Origin of the sequence: Nocardia sp. CWNU-33, assembly GCF_046764895.1 — a bacterium.
In the GTDB taxonomy this organism is placed as follows: Bacteria; Actinomycetota; Actinomycetes; order Mycobacteriales; family Mycobacteriaceae; genus Nocardia.
In genome coordinates this window covers 17,449-33,951 of the sequence record NZ_JBKOQN010000055.1, presented here as the reverse complement: position 1 = coordinate 33,951, position 16,503 = coordinate 17,449, and the positions used below count along the sequence as shown (strand labels likewise).

Annotated in this window: 14 protein-coding genes, 1 rRNA gene and 1 pseudogene; 15 read left to right on the top strand and 1 reads right to left on the bottom strand. The window is 66.8% G+C overall.

The genetic code is table 11. The features are described from left to right. From rrf to recN, 8 genes and pseudogenes are all read left to right on the top strand, one after another. A 5S ribosomal RNA gene (gene rrf / locus ACLMAL_RS37155) occupies window positions 1-115 on the top strand; the annotation flags it as partial. A gap of 672 nt (window positions 116-787) precedes the next feature. After that, window positions 788-1,831 (top strand): annotated as a pseudogene (locus tag ACLMAL_RS37150) (hypothetical protein); the annotation flags it as partial. 815 nt (window positions 1,832-2,646) lie between these two features. Beyond that, entirely contained in the window at window positions 2,647-3,084 is a 438-nt protein-coding gene (locus tag ACLMAL_RS37145) for a MepB family protein (protein ID WP_412003339.1), read from the top strand. Window positions 3,085-3,248: 164 nt separating this feature from the next. Then, window positions 3,249-4,157 (top strand): HAD-IIA family hydrolase, encoded by a 909-nt coding sequence (locus ACLMAL_RS37140; RefSeq protein ID WP_412003338.1) that lies wholly within the window; start codon window positions 3,249-3,251, stop codon window positions 4,155-4,157. Between the two features lie 13 nt (window positions 4,158-4,170). Then, entirely contained in the window at window positions 4,171-4,467 is a 297-nt protein-coding gene (locus tag ACLMAL_RS37135; protein WP_412003337.1) for a hypothetical protein, read from the top strand. A gap of 1 nt (window position 4,468) precedes the next feature. Further along, the gene (locus ACLMAL_RS37130; protein WP_412003336.1) at window positions 4,469-5,290 is read left to right on the top strand and encodes a TlyA family RNA methyltransferase; all 822 of its coding nucleotides are present in this window, start codon (window positions 4,469-4,471) and stop codon (window positions 5,288-5,290) included. Then, a complete protein-coding gene (locus ACLMAL_RS37125; RefSeq protein WP_412003335.1) occupies window positions 5,287-6,297 on the top strand; it encodes an NAD kinase in 1,011 nt (336 codons plus the stop codon). The genes ACLMAL_RS37130 and ACLMAL_RS37125 overlap by 4 nt, the downstream gene beginning before the upstream one ends. Continuing rightward, complete coding sequence (recN, locus tag ACLMAL_RS37120; protein WP_412003334.1) at window positions 6,275-8,044, top strand: DNA repair protein RecN; 1,770 nt, start codon at window positions 6,275-6,277, stop codon at window positions 8,042-8,044. Before ACLMAL_RS37125 ends, recN begins: the two co-directional genes overlap by 23 nt. 78 nt (window positions 8,045-8,122) lie before the next feature. Here recN and ACLMAL_RS37115 read toward each other — a convergent pair whose 3' ends face one another. Next, the gene (locus tag ACLMAL_RS37115; RefSeq protein WP_412003333.1) at window positions 8,123-8,542 is read right to left on the bottom strand and encodes an SRPBCC family protein; all 420 of its coding nucleotides are present in this window, start codon (window positions 8,540-8,542) and stop codon (window positions 8,123-8,125) included. A gap of 302 nt (window positions 8,543-8,844) precedes the next feature. On the opposite strand from ACLMAL_RS37115, the gene steA reads away from it, so the two are divergent. From steA to ACLMAL_RS37080, 7 genes are all read left to right on the top strand, one after another. After that, window positions 8,845-10,050, top strand: a complete 1,206-nt coding sequence (gene steA / locus ACLMAL_RS37110; RefSeq protein ID WP_412003332.1) for a putative cytokinetic ring protein SteA — start codon at window positions 8,845-8,847, stop codon at window positions 10,048-10,050. 100 nt (window positions 10,051-10,150) lie between these two features. Further along, window positions 10,151-11,095: a copper transporter gene (locus tag ACLMAL_RS37105; RefSeq protein ID WP_412003331.1), complete on the top strand. Its 945-nt coding sequence runs from the start codon at window positions 10,151-10,153 to the stop codon at window positions 11,093-11,095. 235 nt (window positions 11,096-11,330) lie between these two features. Then, window positions 11,331-13,052: a CTP synthase gene (locus tag ACLMAL_RS37100; RefSeq protein ID WP_412003330.1), complete on the top strand. Its 1,722-nt coding sequence runs from the start codon at window positions 11,331-11,333 to the stop codon at window positions 13,050-13,052. Beyond that, complete coding sequence (locus ACLMAL_RS37095; protein WP_412003329.1) at window positions 13,052-13,711, top strand: NUDIX domain-containing protein; 660 nt, start codon at window positions 13,052-13,054, stop codon at window positions 13,709-13,711. Before ACLMAL_RS37100 ends, ACLMAL_RS37095 begins: the two co-directional genes overlap by 1 nt. 14 nt (window positions 13,712-13,725) lie before the next feature. Continuing rightward, window positions 13,726-14,685: a site-specific tyrosine recombinase XerD gene (gene xerD / locus ACLMAL_RS37090; protein ID WP_412003328.1), complete on the top strand. Its 960-nt coding sequence runs from the start codon at window positions 13,726-13,728 to the stop codon at window positions 14,683-14,685. Window positions 14,686-14,869: 184 nt separating this feature from the next. Next, window positions 14,870-15,334: a cupin domain-containing protein gene (locus tag ACLMAL_RS37085; RefSeq protein ID WP_328411906.1), complete on the top strand. Its 465-nt coding sequence runs from the start codon at window positions 14,870-14,872 to the stop codon at window positions 15,332-15,334. Between the two features lie 274 nt (window positions 15,335-15,608). After that, window positions 15,609-16,484 (top strand): ParA family protein, encoded by an 876-nt coding sequence (locus tag ACLMAL_RS37080; protein ID WP_412003341.1) that lies wholly within the window; start codon window positions 15,609-15,611, stop codon window positions 16,482-16,484. The last annotated feature ends 19 nt before the right edge of the window (window positions 16,485-16,503 follow it).

The window sequence follows — 16,503 nt, the reverse complement described above, 5'->3', positions numbered from 1 at the left end:
CGGCGGCCATAGCGGCAGGGAAACGCCCGGTCCCATTCCGAACCCGGAAGCTAAGCCTGCCAGCGCCGATGGTACTGCACTCGACAGGGTGTGGGAGAGTAGGACACCGCCGGAACATCATTCACGATAGGGGACCCAGATTCTGGGTCCCCTATCGGCGTTTGAGCACCTTGCGTGCCCATCGCACGCCTCCGCGTCCATGCCCCACCATCGACACGTGATTCAATTTGTGGGGCCCCGACCACTTTTTGGAACCTAGAAAGGGATCACCGTGTCGGAACAGAACGACAACCGGAAGTCCTTCCGGCGTGACACCCCCGCCTCTGGTTCCGGCCAGCGTGGTGCAGGCGGCGAGCGCCCCGCACGTGGTGGCGGTGGTGACTCGTCCTCGAACCGCCCCGAGCGGGATCGCACCGGCGGCCAAGGCTCGGAGCAGCGGGGCGGATTCAAACGCAGCGGTGATTCCGGCCAGCGCGGCGGATCGGGCGAGCGTGGTGGATTCAACCGGCGCAACGACTCCGAAGGCTCCAGCCAGCGAGGTGACTCCGCGGGCGGCTTCAAGCGCCGCGAGGATTCGAGTGAGCGTGGCGGTTCCAACCGCAGCGGTGGTTCCGGCCCGCGCAGCGGCTCCAACGATCGAGGTGGATTCAACCGACGAGATGATTCCGGCTCGCGTGGGGGATCAGGCGAGCGTGGCGGTTTCAACCGTGGAGGCGACTCCGGTCAGCCGGGCGGGTCCAATCGCGGTGGTGAATCCGGCCAGCGAGGCGGATTCAATCGTGGCGGTGATTCCGGTGAACGTGGCGGTTTCAACCGTGGCAGTGGCGATGCGAGTGAGCGCGGTGGCTCCGGCGACCGGGGCGGTTTCAATCGTGGCGGTGATTCGGGCCAGCGTGGCGGGTCCAATCGGGGTGGTGATTCACGAGGCGGGTCCGCTGATCGTGGGGCCAACCGCCCTGATTCCGGTCAGCGCGGTGGTTTCAAGCGCAGAGATTCTGGTGAGCGTGCAGACTTCGGACGGTCCGGTGCGCGTGGCGGATCGGACCGCGGGTCGTTTCAGCGTGGGGACGGACCGTCGGAGGATCGTCGTCGTGGTGGCGAGGGTGCGCGCGCGGGAGGTGGCGGCCAGTCGGCGGATCGACGCCCGCCGCGGCCCGAGGAGCCGGATCTGCCGGACGACATCCAGGCATCAGATCTCGAACCTGCGGTCCGACGTGACCTGCTGAGCTTGGACAAGACCAATGCAGAAGCCGTCGCCCGCCACCTGGTCATGGCGGCCAGGCTGATCGACGACGACCCCGGCTTGGCGCTGGCACACGCCCGTGCGGCACGGCAGCGCGCAGGCCGCATTGCCGTGGTTCGCGAAACCGCGGGTGTGACTGCCTACCACGCGGGTGAGTGGGCCGAGGCGCTCTCCGAGCTGCGTACCGCCCGTCGGATGTCCGGTGGCTCCGGTCTGCTCGCGGTGATGGCGGACTGTGAACGCGGTCTCGGCCGACCTGAGCGTGCGATCGAACTCGGCCGCAGCGACGAGGCCCGCGCCCTGAGCGGCGATGAGGCCAGTGAACTACGCATTGTGGTTGCCGGCGCCCGTATGGACCTCGGCCAGTACGACCAGGCCGTGGTCACCTTGCAGACTTCCGATTTGGACCCGTCCCGCACCGGCTCGGCCGCCGCCCGGCTGTTCTATGCCTACGCCGACGCACTTGTCGCGGCGGGCAGAACCGACGACGGACTCACTTGGTTCCTCAACGCCGCCTCCGCCGACCTGGACGGCGAGACCGACGCCGAAGACCGCGCAGCCGAATTGACCGGCGAGACCGACTTCTGACCGTGGGATCGGTGCGCGGTACGGAACTGTCGGGCGAGACCGGCTCTCGACTGCCGTCACAGTGCGTAGCGGAGCTGACCGGCACCGCAAGCGTCCGCGCGCCGGCAGGGCGTGGAGCGGAACCGCCCGCCGATTCGAGCGTCTGAGCGCCGCCGGAGTGCAATGCGGAACTGACCGGCTGTACAGACTTGTGAGTGCTGGTGGACTGCAGAGCGAAACTGTTCGGCGACTCGGGCTTCTCAGTGCCGCTGGAGTGCGTGTTACGGAGCCGCGCGGCAACTCCGGCTTCCGATGTCGCCGGAGCGAACCGCGGATCTGATACACGGGACAGGCTTCCGGGTGCCGCCGGAGTGCGCTGCAGAGTGAACCGCAGCGGCACAGGTTTGTGAGTGCGGTACGAAACTGTTCGGTGACTCGGTATTCTCAGCGCCGTCGGAGTCCGTACAGAGCTATTCGGCGACTCCTCCTCACGAAGGCGGTCGAAGTTGCGTCTGCCGGAGCACCGACACAGGCTGCCGGTGTCGTCGGAGTGCCGCGCCGAATAGACCAGCGGCGGAGGCTTGTCAGTACTGCTGGAGTGCTGAGCGGAACGGTCCGGCACCTCCGGCGGCCACTAGCGCCGTCGGAGTGCTGCGCGGAATAGACCAATGGCGGAGGCTTGTGAGTACTGCTGGAGTGCTGAGCGGAATGTTTTGGCGAGATCGGATTCCGAGCGCAGGCGGAGTCCAGTAGTGCAGGTGGAACCTTGGTCGGCCCACGATGATCTGGCTGCCGCGAAAGCACTGATATTCGAGCCTCTCGAGCTTGATTGTTCTGTGCCGGTAGTCGAACCGGAGAGCGCCGAGTATGCGGCGCACTCTTTCACGGTGGGCGGTCGGTCGGTGCGGTTTCGAGTAGGCAAATCGACACCGACGAAAGTCGGTCAGTTCGTCACCGTGTGGCAGCGCGGGGTGGGCGGACCGATCCGGCCGTTCGATGTCGCCGATCGCGTCGAGCTGTTCGTCATCAGTACCCGCACCGGAAGCCACTTCGGCCAATTCATTTTTCCTGGCTCCGTGTTGTGTGCGAAAGATATTGTCTCCATTGACGGTTCGGGTGGTAAGCGCGGGTTTCGGATCTATCCGCCGTGGGCGGACACCACGAACCGTCAGGCCCGTGCCACACAGGCGTGGCAGCTGGAGTACTTCCTGCACGTGCAGCCGGGCGAGTTCGTGGATCTCGCTCGGGCACGGTTGCTCTACGGTGGGCCGTGACCGGCGACGACGGCCGTTCTTTGTTGTCGAGCGGTGGGCGTAGTGTGCTGTGTGCTTCCGAGAGCTGCGGCCGCGTGCCGACCCGCGAAGCAGATCGCCGGGCAATGGAGCATGGGCGAAGAGTTCGGCAAGGGCTGCCGACGGTGATATGGAGTGAGAGTGGTGTGAAGCGGCTACGAGATCGCTACGAAGCCCTACTGCTGGATCTGGACGGCACGCTGTACCGCGGACCTGAGATGATCGAAGGCGCCCCCGAGGCACTGGCGAATTCCGGCGTGCCGCAACGGCTCGTCTACGTCACGAACAATGCGAGCCGAGGGCCGGACGCGGTCGCCCAGCACCTGGCCGAACTCGGTTTCCCCGCGACGACCGACGATGTCGTGACCAGTGCGCAGGCGGCGGCCCGGCTGCTCGCTGAGCGACTCGAATCCGGCGCGACCGTCTTGATCGTCGGCACCGATGATCTCGCCGCGGAGGTGGATGCCGTCGGTCTGCGTTCGGTCCGCCGCTTCAACGGCACCACGCCCGATGCTGTCGTACAAGGACATTCGCCGACGACCGCGTGGCCGGATCTGGCCGAGGCGGCCTACGCGCTGAGCGCCGACGCCCTGTGGGTTGCCGCTAATACCGACAAGACTTTGCCGAACGAGCGTGGACTCGCGCCGGGCAACGGCGCCATGGTCGCGGCCCTGCGAGCGGCTTCCGGTCGTGCGCCACTGGTGGCGGGGAAGCCTTACGCGCCGCTCATGGAGGACGCCTTGGTGCGGGCGGGCACCCGCAGCGCGCTGGTCGTGGGGGACCGCCTCGACACCGACATCGAGGGCGCCAACCGGGTCGGCCTCGATTCGCTGCTGGTCCTGACCGGCGTGAGCACCCTCGATGAGCTGCGCGACGCCCCCGCTGACCTGATCCCGACCTATGTGTCGGAATCGCTGGACGCATTGAATCACCCGCCCGTGGCAGACGAACCGGACCCGGCCGCGACCGACTTGGTCGCCGACTTGACCACACGCTTGCGGCGCAACCCGGGACGAGCCGTGACGGTGCGCGCGTCCGGTTCGGAAATCCGATAGCGTTGACATCACGATGAGTACTCCGATGCCCCGCCCGTATGGACCCGGTATGAACGGCCCCGGCTCGAACGGACCCCGCCCGGGGGTCCCGATGCCGGGCCAGCATCTGCCTGGCGCACAAGGGCGCCCGGAACCGGCCGATCCCGCTCGGATTCGCGCCGATGTCGAGAGCCTGCTCGCCGAGCTCGGTTCGCGTGCCGGTCAGCCCCAGGGCGCCGAAACCGGCACCGACATCACGCGGCGGGCGCGCATCCTGGAGCAGGCACACGAGGTGCTGGTTCAGGCCTTGGCCACGGTGGACAAGATCTGAGGTGGCCAGGCGCGCGCGGGTGGACGCCGAACTGGTTCGCCGCGGGTTGGCGAGATCGCGGGAACACGCGGTCGAGCTGATCGGCGCGGGCCGCGTCCTGATAGCTGGAACGGTCGCGGTGAAACCGGCGACGGCCGTCGAAACGGGCACCCCGCTGGTGGTGCGCGACGAACCCGACGAGGTGTCATGGGCTTCGCGCGGTGCGCACAAGCTCCTGGGCGCGCTCGAAGCGTTCGAACCCGAGGGTTTGACGATCGCGGGTAAGCGCTGCCTGGACGCGGGTGCCTCGACCGGTGGCTTCACCGATGTCTTGCTCTCCAAACACGCACGCGAGGTCGTCGCCGTGGATGTCGGCTACGGCCAGCTGATCTGGCGGCTGCAGAACGATGAACGGGTGCGGGTTTTCGATCGCACCAACGTCCGCAGCGTGACCCCCGAATCGATCGGTGGCACGGTGGAGCTTGTGGTGGGCGATCTGTCGTTCATCTCCCTCGGCCTGGTGCTGCCTGCGCTCGCCGCCTGTTCTGCGTTGGGCGCAGACCTGTTGCCGATGGTGAAACCCCAGTTCGAAGTGGGAAAAGAACGGGTGGGTTCCGGCGGTGTTGTGCGCGATCCGGTTTTGCGTGCCGAAGTGGTGCGCGATGTCGCGGCCGCGGCCGCGGGGTTGGGACTGCGCACTCGAGCGGTAGTTGCCAGCCCGCTGCCCGGCCCGTCGGGCAATGTCGAATACTTTCTGTGGCTGCGTAACGACGGGCAGTTCGAGTACGACGGCGAGCAGGTCGCGGCCCTCGTCGAGCGTGCGGTTGAGGAGGGTCCACAGTGAACGCGCAGGCGCCGGCCGAGTCCGGTGGCCGGGAGATTCTGTTGGTTTCGCATCCCGGCCGCGCGGAGATCATCGAAACCGCCCATCGGGTGGCCAAGATCTTCGCCGATGCCGGGATCGGGCTGCGGGTGCTCGCCGATGAGGCGGAAGGCACCCGGTTCGATGTTGATCTCGATTGTGAGGCCCCGGGGCCAGGCACTTCGGCGGTGGCCGCGCCCGGCGGTTATCCGGTCCGGGTGGTCGAGCACTGCCCGGATGCGGCGGTGGGTTGTGAGATGGTGCTCGTCCTCGGTGGTGACGGCACTTTCCTGCGTGCCGCCGAGCTGGCACGGCCTGCCGCGGTGCCGGTGTTGGGAATCAATCTGGGCCGCATCGGTTTCCTCACCGAGGCCGAGGCGGAGCATCTGGACGAGGCGTTGGCCCAGGTGGTCCGCAAGGATTACCGCATCGAGGATCGGATGACGATCGACGTCACCGTCCGTGTGGATGACGAGATCGTCGAAACCGGTTGGGCGTTGAACGAAGCAAGTATCGAGAATGCCGCGCGGATGGGTGTGCTCGAGGTGGTGATGGAGGTCGACGGACGTCCGGTGTCGCAGTTCGGCTGTGACGGCATCCTGATCTCGACGCCCACCGGTTCGACCGCGTACGCGTTCTCCGCGGGCGGTCCGGTGGTGTGGCCGGAACTCGAAGCGCTGCTGGTGATTCCGAGCAATGCGCATGCCCTGTTCGCGCGCCCGCTGGTGACGAGCCCCGAGTCGCGTATCGCCGTGGAATCCGTTGCGACGGGACATGATGCGATAGTTTTCCTCGACGGCAGGCGTACCCTCGCGCTGCCGAAGGGCGGGCGGGTCGAAGCGGTCCGCGGCGCCGAGCCGGTGCGCTGGGTGCGGTTGGATTCCGCGCCTTTCGCGGATCGGATGGTGCGCAAGTTCCAATTGCCCGTGACAGGCTGGCGTGGCCGACGGCGAACGGAGAGCACACGTGCTGACAGAGATCAGGATTGATGGCCTTGGCGTTATCTCGACCGCCACTGCGCAATTCCATGAGGGTCTGACAGTTCTCACCGGTGAAACCGGTGCGGGCAAGACTATGGTGGTCACGAGCCTGCACCTGCTCAGCGGCGCGCGGGCCGATGCGGGCCGGGTGCGGCTCGGTGCCGCGCGCGCCGTGGTGGAGGGGCGCTTCACTGTTGACGACGTCAATGACGCCGCGCGCGCCGAGGTCGAGCAGGTGCTGGAATCGGCTGCGGCAGCGGCCGATGACGATGGCAGCATCATCGCGATCAGGACAGTCGGCAGTGATGGTCGTTCGCGCGCCCATCTCGGTGGCCGCGGTGTGCCCGCCGCCGTGCTCGCCGACTTCACCGCCCCACTGCTCACCGTGCACGGCCAGAACGACCAACTGCGGCTGCAGCGCCCGGACCAGCAGTTGTCCGCGCTGGATCAGTTTGCCGCCGACACGGTCGGACCGTTGCTGCGCAAGTATCAGGTGCACCGGCGGTCCTGGCTCGAGGCCCGCACCGAACTGATCGAACGCACCGCGCGCAGTAGAGAACTCGCGCTGGAGGCCGACCGGCTCAAGCATTCGCTCACCGAAATCGATGCCATCGCACCGGAGCCCGGTGAGGATGTGCGCATCGTGGACGAGGTGCGCAGGCTGAGCGACCTGGATTCCTTGCGCGAGGCGGCCGTGACAGCGCATGACGCACTGGCCGGTTCCCCGGATTCGCCCGAAGACGGTTCGGGCGCACTGGAATTGCTCGGTGTGGCACGGGCCCGGGTGGAATCGGCCGACGATCCCGCATTGACCGCCCTCGCGCCCCGGCTGGAGGAGGCCATCGCGCTGGTAGTCGATCTGACAACCGAACTCAGCGGCTATCTTTCGGACCTGCCGTCGGATCCCGGCGCACTGGACTCGCTGCTCACCAGGCAGGCCGAACTCAAGACGCTCACCCGCAAATACGCCCCCGACGTCGACGGGGTGATCGCATGGGCGGATGAGTCGCGCACCCGGCTCGGCTCGCTCGATGTTTCGGAAGAGGCCTTGACTGCGTTGGCCGCCGAAGTGGACATCGCCGCCGAGCGTGTCCGGGAGGCGGCGCGCAAGCTGACGGCCGCGCGGACCAAGTCGGCGGGCAAGCTCGCCGCCGCGGTGAGCGCCGAACTGGGCGGGCTGGCCATGGGTAAAGCGCGGCTCGAGGTCGAGGTGCGCCCGGTGCCGGCGAGCCCACAGGATTCCGCGCCGCTGACGGTCGATGGAAAGGAGCTGCACGCAGGATCATCCGGCGTAGACGAGGTGGAGTTCCGGCTGTCCGCGCATTCCGGCGCGCAGTCGCTGCCCTTGAGTAAGAGCGCGTCCGGTGGTGAACTCTCGCGCGTGATGTTGGCCCTCGAAGTGGTGCTCGCCAGTTCCGACCACGGCGCGACGATGGTGTTCGACGAGGTCGACGCCGGCGTCGGCGGCCGGGCCGCGGTGGAGATCGGCCGCAGGCTCGCGCGTCTCGCCCGCACCCATCAGGTGATCGTGGTGACCCACTTGCCGCAGGTCGCCGCGTTCGCCGACACGCACCTGGTGGTGGACAAGTCCGACGACGGCAAGGGCAAGGTCAACAGTGGTGTTCGCGCGCTCACGAAAGATGAGCGAGTGATCGAATTGGCTCGCATGCTGGCAGGGCTCGACGACACCGAGACCGGGCGAGCCCACGCGGAAGAGCTCCTCGAGACCGCCCGCTCCGAACGCGCGTCGGCCTGACAGCCGCCTCGTGCCTCTGGATGCGCACCGCTGGGATCGCCAGCGGTCGCGGATCCCGGAACGGGTGCGGTTACCAGTTCAGCGCACGGCCTTCTGGGCGCCGCGGATGAACTGGGAGATGAGGTTACGCAGGCCGAACTCCAGGATCTTGGACGGCACAGGCAGGCTCGGCTCGGATTCCATCGTGTAGGACACCAGGGTTCCGTTGGCGGCGTCGGTGAAGGTGACGACTCCGACGTGCCGCTTCACCGGAGCGCCCTTGACGATCTTGTATTCCATGCGCTCGCCCGGCACCAGCTTGGTGATCTCTTCGGTGACGCCGAGCGGGCCGACGCCGATCAGGTGCTGCGCACCGACGCCTTCACGCTCGGTCAGTCCTGGCTTGGTCAGCTTGATCTGGACCGGAAGGTAGGGACTGATGCTCTCGCGTTCGGCGAAAAGCCGGTACACGACCTCGCGCGGGGCGGCGATGACAGCGTCGACGGTGGTGCTGGCCATAAATGTCTCCTCTTCGAGATATCTGTGACCCGCAGCATACGGGTACTTCGGTCGGTTGTTGCGGCGCGGCAGGCGGATGTGGATCGCGTGTCGACCAGTGTCGAGGCCGACCACACTCAGCGCCTCGGTGGCTGCTCGGCCGTGGTCTGGATGATCGTCCGTACAGCCGAAACCTGCCATCGGTCGACGTGGCCGTCGAGGGGTTCCGTGCGATGCGCTGGCTGGTATCACAGTGACGAATGTGACCGATGACTCGGCGCGCCTCCATCAATGGTTGAGGGTTGGCGGCCATTATCGGGCCCATGAAGATGTTGGCGTTGTTGTCGAGGAACACCGAAACGCTGCCAGGGCGCACCGGCATCGCCCGGGTCGACCGCAACACCCGGCGTCTGCTCGAGCGGGTCGGGCCCGGTGATGTGGTGGTGCTGGACGAGATGGATCTGGATCGGCTCACCGCCGATCGGCTCGTCGAGGCTGGGGTGGTCGCGGTGGTGAATACCTCGCCGTCGATTTCTGGTCGTTATCCGAATCTCGGCCCGGAAGTGTTGGTGGCCAACGGCATACTACTGCTGGACACGGTGAGCTCGGATGCGTTCAGCAAAATCAAGGATGGCGCGAAGGTTCGCATCAACGAGGGCATCGTCTACGCGGACAAGCTGACCAGGAAAGAGCCCGAGGTCCTCGTCGAGGGCATCGAACTGACCGAAGCCGGCATTACCGACCGGATGATCGAGGCCCGCAACGGTCTCGCCGATCACCTCGAGGCGTTCGCGGGCAATACCATCGAGTTCTTCCGCACCGAGAGCGCGCTGCTGATCGATGGCATCGGTGTTCCGGAACTCGACCTGGTGATGAAGCATCGGCACGTGGTCGTGGTGGCCGACGGTCCCGACCACGCGGTCGATCTGAAGGCGCTCAAGCCCTTCATCAAGGAGTACGCGCCGATCCTGGTCGGCGTCGGCCGCGGCGCGGACACCCTCATGAAGCAGGGCTACCGGCCCGACCTCATCGTCGGCGATCCGGACGAAATCACCACCAGCACATTGAAATCCGGCGCCGAAGTGATTCTGCCCGCCGACACCGACGGCCACGCCAAGGGCTTGGAGCGCATTCAGGATCTCGGTATCGGTGCGACGACCTTCCCCTCGTCGGGCTCGCCTGCCGACCTGGCGTTGTTGCTGGCCCACCATCACGGCGCGTCGCTGATCGTGACCGCGGGCGCCGCCGCATCGCTGGACGACTTCTTCGATCGCGGCCGTCGCGACAGCAACCCGGCCACGTTCCTCACCCGGCTCAAGGTCGGTACCAAGCTGATGGACGCCAAAGCCGTTGCCACGCTGTATCGCAACCGTGTGTCCGGCATCGCGATCGCGATGATCGTGCTCGCCGCGCTGATCGCCGTGATCGTCGCGATGCTCGCCTCCCATATGGGCGGCGAGGTGCTCGATTGGGCCATCGACACCTGGAACCGCTTCGCGCTATGGGCGCAGGGCCTGGTCGACAAATGATCGGGCGAAAGACTGCACAGGAGAGGCTGATGAGACACCATCGCGCAGTTCTCATCAGCCCGGCCGGGGGTGGATGTACCGCAGAAACCCAGGAGCGTCGATGATTTCGCTACGACAGCACGCCGTTTCTCTCGTCGCGATCTTCCTAGCGCTGGCCGTCGGCGTGGTGCTCGGCTCGCAGACGGTGGCGGCGGACCTGCTGCACGGGTTGCGTGCGGACAAGACCGATCTACGCAATCAGGTCGACACAATCTCCGAACAGAACCGCCGACTAACCGACGAACTGAACGCCGCCGATCGTTTCACCGCAGGCTCAGCAGGCCGGATCCTCGCAGGCACCCTCATCGACCGCAGCGTTGTGGTGTTCACCACCCCCGACGCCGACCCCACCGACATCGAAGCCGTCACCATGGGCCTCGACACCTCCGGTGCCACAGTGACAGGCAAGATCGCACTCACCGACGCCTTCCTCGACACCACCGAGGGCGACCGGCTGCGCACCACCCTCATCAATGTCATCCCCGCAGGCGCTCAGTTGCGCAGTGGAGCGGTCGATCAGGGCAGCATGGCGGGCGATCTGCTCGGCCTCGTGCTGTCGCTCGATCCCGCGAACTCGCAACCCCGCAGCACCCCGCAGGAGTTGAGCCTGGCGCTGGAGACGCTGCGCGGCGGCGGCTTCCTCGCCTACGGCGATACTCCGGTCGACCCGGCGCAACTCGCGGTCGTCATCACCGGCGACGGCGCCCGCTCCCACGAGAACGGTCAGGGCTCGAACATTGCCCGTTTCGCAGGAGCCCTCCGCGGCCGTAGTGCGGGCACGGTCCTGGCCGGCCGCTCCGGAGCCGCCGACGAACCGGGCCCCGTCGCCGCCATTCGCTCCGACGCGGCCCTGGCCACCACCGTCACCACCGTCGACAACCTCGACCGGGAAATCGGCCGGGTCACCACCGTCCTGGGCCTCAGCGAGCAACTGAACGGCGGCGCGGGCCGGTACGGCACCGGTACCAAGGCGAATTCCCTCACCCTCGTCGCCCTGCCGCACTGACCGCTCTTGCGAAGGTTCGACCAATGCGTGCTCCGCGATACCGTGGCCGTGCCGAGGCGACCTCTCTCACAGTCGCAGTCCGGGTGAATCGGTGCGGTGACGCGGCTTCGGACAGACGCACCACAGCTACGCTGTGAACACTGTCGGCGGCGCGCGCAATCCCAATGCAGCGACCTGGTGGCAAACATGCGTGTGGTGCGATCGGAACTGCGGATTCGTGTTACCGTGAAGACCCGTGGGTCAAACACGGATTCAGGCGCGAACAGCGACGAAACACATCTTCGTCAGCGGTGGTGTCGCCTCCTCATTGGGTAAAGGTCTTACCGCCTCCAGCCTCGGTCAGCTGTTGACGGCGCGCGGGCTGCGCGTCACGATGCAGAAACTCGACCCGTACTTGAACGTCGATCCCGGCACCATGAATCCGTTCCAGCACGGAGAGGTGTTCGTGACGGAGGACGGCGCCGAGACCGACCTGGATGTCGGTCACTACGAGCGGTTCCTCGACAGGGACCTGTCCGGCGACGCGAATGTCACTACGGGGCAGGTGTATTCGTCGGTGATCGCCAAGGAGCGGCGCGGCGAGTACCTCGGCGACACGGTGCAGGTCATCCCGCACATCACCGATGAGATCAAGAGCCGCATCCTCGCGATGGCAGGCCCTGATCTGGAGGGACACGTCCCGGACGTGGTCATCACCGAGATCGGCGGCACGGTCGGCGACATCGAGTCGCAGCCGTTCCTCGAGGCCGCCCGTCAGGTGCGCCATGATGTGGGCCGGGAGAACGTCTTCTTCCTGCACGTGTCGCTGGTGCCATACCTGGCTCCATCGGGCGAACTCAAGACCAAACCGACGCAGCACTCGGTGGCGGCGCTGCGCAGCATCGGCATCCAGCCCGACGCGCTGATCTTGCGCTGCGACCGGGATGTGCCGCAGGGCCTCAAGAGCAAAATCGCGCTGATGTGCGACGTCGACGTCGACGCCTGTATCTCCACCCCGGACGCACCGTCGATCTACGACATTCCGAAGGTGCTGCATCGAGAGGGCCTCGATGCCTACGTGGTGCGCAAGCTCGGGCTGCCGTTCCGCGACGTGGATTGGACGGTCTGGGGCGATCTGCTCGATCGCGTGCACTCGCCGCGGGAAACTGTCGAGGTCGCGCTGGTCGGCAAATATGTCGATCTGCCCGACGCCTACCTGTCGGTGACCGAGGCACTGCGCGCGGGCGGGTTCGCCTCGCGGGCCAAGGTCAACATTCGCTGGGTGCAGTCCGACGAGTGTGAGACCCCGGCGGGCGCGCAGGCCGCGCTGCGTGATGTGGACGCGGTGCTGATCCCGGGCGGGTTCGGCATTCGCGGCATCGAGGGCAAGGTCGGCGCGATCCGGTACGCGCGGACCCGAGGTCTGCCGCTGCTCGGCTTGTGCCTCGGTTTGCAGTGTGTGGTGATCGAAGCCGCGCGTTCGGTCGGTCTCGCCGAGGCGAACTCGGCCGAATTCGAGCCGGACACACCGCATCCGGTGATCTCGACCATGGCAGACCAGCAGCAGGTCATCGCCGGTGAAGCCGATCTCGGTGGCACCATGCGCCTCGGTGCATATCCGGCCACCCTCGCCAAGGGCTCGGTGGTCGCGCAGGCCTATGGCACCGAGCAGGTCTCCGAGCGGCATCGGCACCGCTATGAGGTGAACAACGCCTACCGCGACAAGATCGCGACCAGCGGGCTGCGGTTCAGCGGCACCTCGCCGGACGGGCACTTGGTCGAGTTCGTCGAGCTGCCCGCCGACAAGCACCCGTTCTTCGTCGCCACCCAGGCGCACCCGGAGCTGAAGAGCCGTCCGACCCGCCCGCACCCGTTGTTCGCCGCGCTCATCGCGGCCGCGCTGAAATACAAGCTGGCCGAGCGACTTCCGGTCGACCTGCCCGAAGAAGAGCTCGCGGACGCGGATCAAGGATCGTAATGACCGCGCACGGGGGTGGACCAGGTAGCCACGACTTCGAGACGGTGTCCAGCAAGACCGTCTACAGCGGTGCGATCCTCGCGCTGCGGCTGGACCAGGTGGCAATGCCCGGTGGTCGGGTCGTCGAGCGTGAGGTGATCGAACACCACGGTGCGGTTGCCGTCGCGGCGATCGACGACGACAACAACGTGGTGCTGATCCGGCAGTACCGGCATCCGCTGGGCACTCGGTTGCTCGAGTTGCCCGCCGGGCTGCTCGATCTGCCGGGCGAGGATCCGCTCGAAGCGGCCGAGCGCGAGCTCGCGGAGGAGACCGGTCTCGCCGCCCGGGAGTGGTCGGTGCTGGTGGATGTAGCGCTGTCGCCCGGCTTCACTGATGAGGCGCTGCGGGTCTACCTCGCGCGGAATCTGTACGAAACCCACCAGCCCGAGCCGGAAAACGAGGAAGCGGATCTGGAGCTGGTTCGGATGCCGGTCGATGCGGCCGTGCGTGCTGCACTGGCGGGTGAGATCGTCAACGCGACGGCGGTTGCCGGGGTGCTGGCGCTTGCGGCGGCACGGGCGGGCAGCGCCGAGCTACGACCCGCCGACGCACCGTGGCCGGGTCAGTCCACTGCGTTCCTCCGCCGCAAGGCGGCTCAGCAGCAATCCGAAGACTGACCGAGGATTCGGCGGTGCTTGCGCGGGAGATCGACGCCTATCTCGACCATCTCGCGGTCGAGCGCGGCGCCGCGCGGAACACTCTCGGCGCATACCGCCGTGACCTCGGCCGCTACCGGGATTTCCTTGCCGGTCGCGGTGTCATCGGCCTCGACACGGTCGCCGAGTCCGATGTCGCCGAGTTCACTATGGCGTTGCGGGCAGGAAGTGCCGACCATCTGCCGCTGGCGGCAGGCTCGGTGGCCCGCGCACTGATCGCAGTGCGCGGGCTGCACCGTTTCGCGGCGGCCGAGGGCCTCACCACGACCGATGTCGCACATGCCGTGAAGCCGCCGGCACCGGGCAGGCGTTTGCCCAAAGCGCTGCCCTACGACCAGGTGCTGCGGTTGCTGGAAGCCGCGGGTGGCGGACCGATGGATGCCGAGGATTCCGATGCCGCGGCCGGAACGGATGGCGGGCCGCGCGGCCTGCGTGACCGTGCACTACTCGAGCTGCTCTATTCGACCGGCGCACGGATCTCGGAGATGGTCGGGCTCGGCGTCGATGACCTCGACACTGATGAGCGCGCGGTGGTGCTGCACGGCAAGGGCGGTAAGCAGCGCATGGTGCCGATCGGTAGGCCTGCTCTCGCCGCCGTGGACGCGTACCTGGTGCGAGGCAGGCCGGTGCTCGCCGCGAGCGGCAAAGGCAATGCGGGCGCGCTGTTTCTGAATGTGCGCGGGGGCAGGCTGTCGCGGCAGACGGCCTGGCAGGTTCTGCAGACGGCCGCCGAACGTGCCGGCATCGGTGCGACGGTCTCCCCCCACACGTTGCGGCATTCGTTCGCAACACATTTGCTCGACGGTGGGGCGGATGTACGCGTGGTGCAGGAACTGCTCGGGCACGCGTCTGTCACGACGACACAGATCTATACCTTGGTCACCATCAACACCTTGCGCGAAGTCTGGGCCACCGCGCATCCACGCGCGCGTTAGACGGGCGCGGCTCGGGACCGCGAGACCCGACGTATTTCAGGCGAATTCGGCCTGGCCACTTGGCGGAAATCGGCCTTCCTCGGGTACCGAGGAAGAAAATGGACCTCGGTCCGGTTGGTTTCCGTGTCGGGCCCGCGCTGTGTCGGCTCGGCAATATGTCGGCTGAGCATGTGAGGTGAGTTGAATGTCAAAGGCTTTCATCGTCCACGAGTCGGACGTCGAAGCGGTGTCGCTGCCCGGCGGCGGTTCTTTCCGGCTGCTGGAGGACAGCGAGAACTCCGATGGTTTGTTCGGGGCCAATCGCCTCGTCCTGCAGGCGGGCGCGAACGGAACACGGCCGCATCACCACACCAAGTCGACGGAAATCTTCTATGTGTTGGCGGGAACCATGGAATTCCTTGTCGACGGCGAACTTCAGTCGGTGTCCACAGGTGGCCTGGTCGTGGTCCCGCCGGGCACGGTGCACGCGTTCGGTGCCTCGGCAGACGGCCCGGCAGAGTTCCTGGCGGTGCTCACACCGGGTATCGTCCGGTTCGAATACTTTCGGCAACTCGGTCGCATCGCGCGAGGCGAGGCGGATTGGGACAGTATGGACGAGCTGCACGACCGGTTCGACGTCCATTTCGACGGCGGACCCGAGTGGCGGTGAGGGAGTGAGAGGTAACGTTTCACTGCGAACACGCCGCGCTGAGGCGCGGTAGTTGGACACAGTCAAGCGGTAGCGTTCTTTCGAGAGCTGGACCGTACGAAAGCGAGGTCGGGCCCGATCGGCCTCGCTACGCTCGGCGAGGCAACGGGTAGGAACGTATAAGGAGCAGCGGATCGTGACGACAGCCAGTGCGGCAGAGCCGCCGATCAGTGCTGGGGCGCAGCCGCTTACGGGTACCCCGCAGGGGCCGTACTCGGCGGCCGCGGCGGAGACGCTGTGGGGCAATGGCGCTGAACCGGTCCCCGACGACGCGGCACTGGGCCCCACCGGGAGGCCACTGCGTGTGGTTCCCGACCCGCCTCCGCTCGAGCGGCACGGCGATGCCCTGATCGTCGCCATGTGCAATCAGAAGGGCGGCGTCGGCAAGACGACCTCGACCATCAACCTCGGTGCGGCGCTCGCGGAATTCGGCAGGCGGGTACTGCTCGTCGATCTCGACCCGCAGGGCGCGCTGTCGGCGGGATTGGGTGTGGCCCACCATGATCTCGATCTGACGGTGCACAACCTGCTCATCGGTTCCAAGGTGTCCATCGAAGACGTGCTGATGGAGACCCGCGTCGAGAACCTGGACCTGCTGCCGAGCAATATCGACCTGTCAGCGGCGGAGATCCAGCTGGTCAACGAGGTGGGCAGGGAGCAGACACTGGCGCGGGCGCTGGAGCCGGTGCGCAGCCGCTACGACTACATCCTCATCGACTGCCAGCCGTCGCTCGGCCTGCTCACGGTGAACGCGCTGGCCTGCTCGGACGGCGTGATCATCCCGATGGAATGCGAGTACTTCTCGCTGCGCGGGCTCGCACTGCTCAACGACACCGTGGAGAAGGTGCGTGACCGGCTCAACCCGAGGCTGAGCCTCTACGGCATCGTGGTGACCATGTTCGATGCGCGGCTACTACATTCGCGCCAGGTCATGGCGCGTGTTGTCGAGGTGTTCGGCGACCTGGTCTACGACACGGCAATCTCGCGCACCGTCCGGTTCCCCGATGCCAGTGTCGCGGGCGAACCCATCACCACGTGGGCGTCGAAATCTGCTGGGGCCGAGGCATATCGGGCGATGGCGCGGGAAGTCATCCACCGGTCCGGCCGGTGACGGAAGCGGCTGAGCCGGC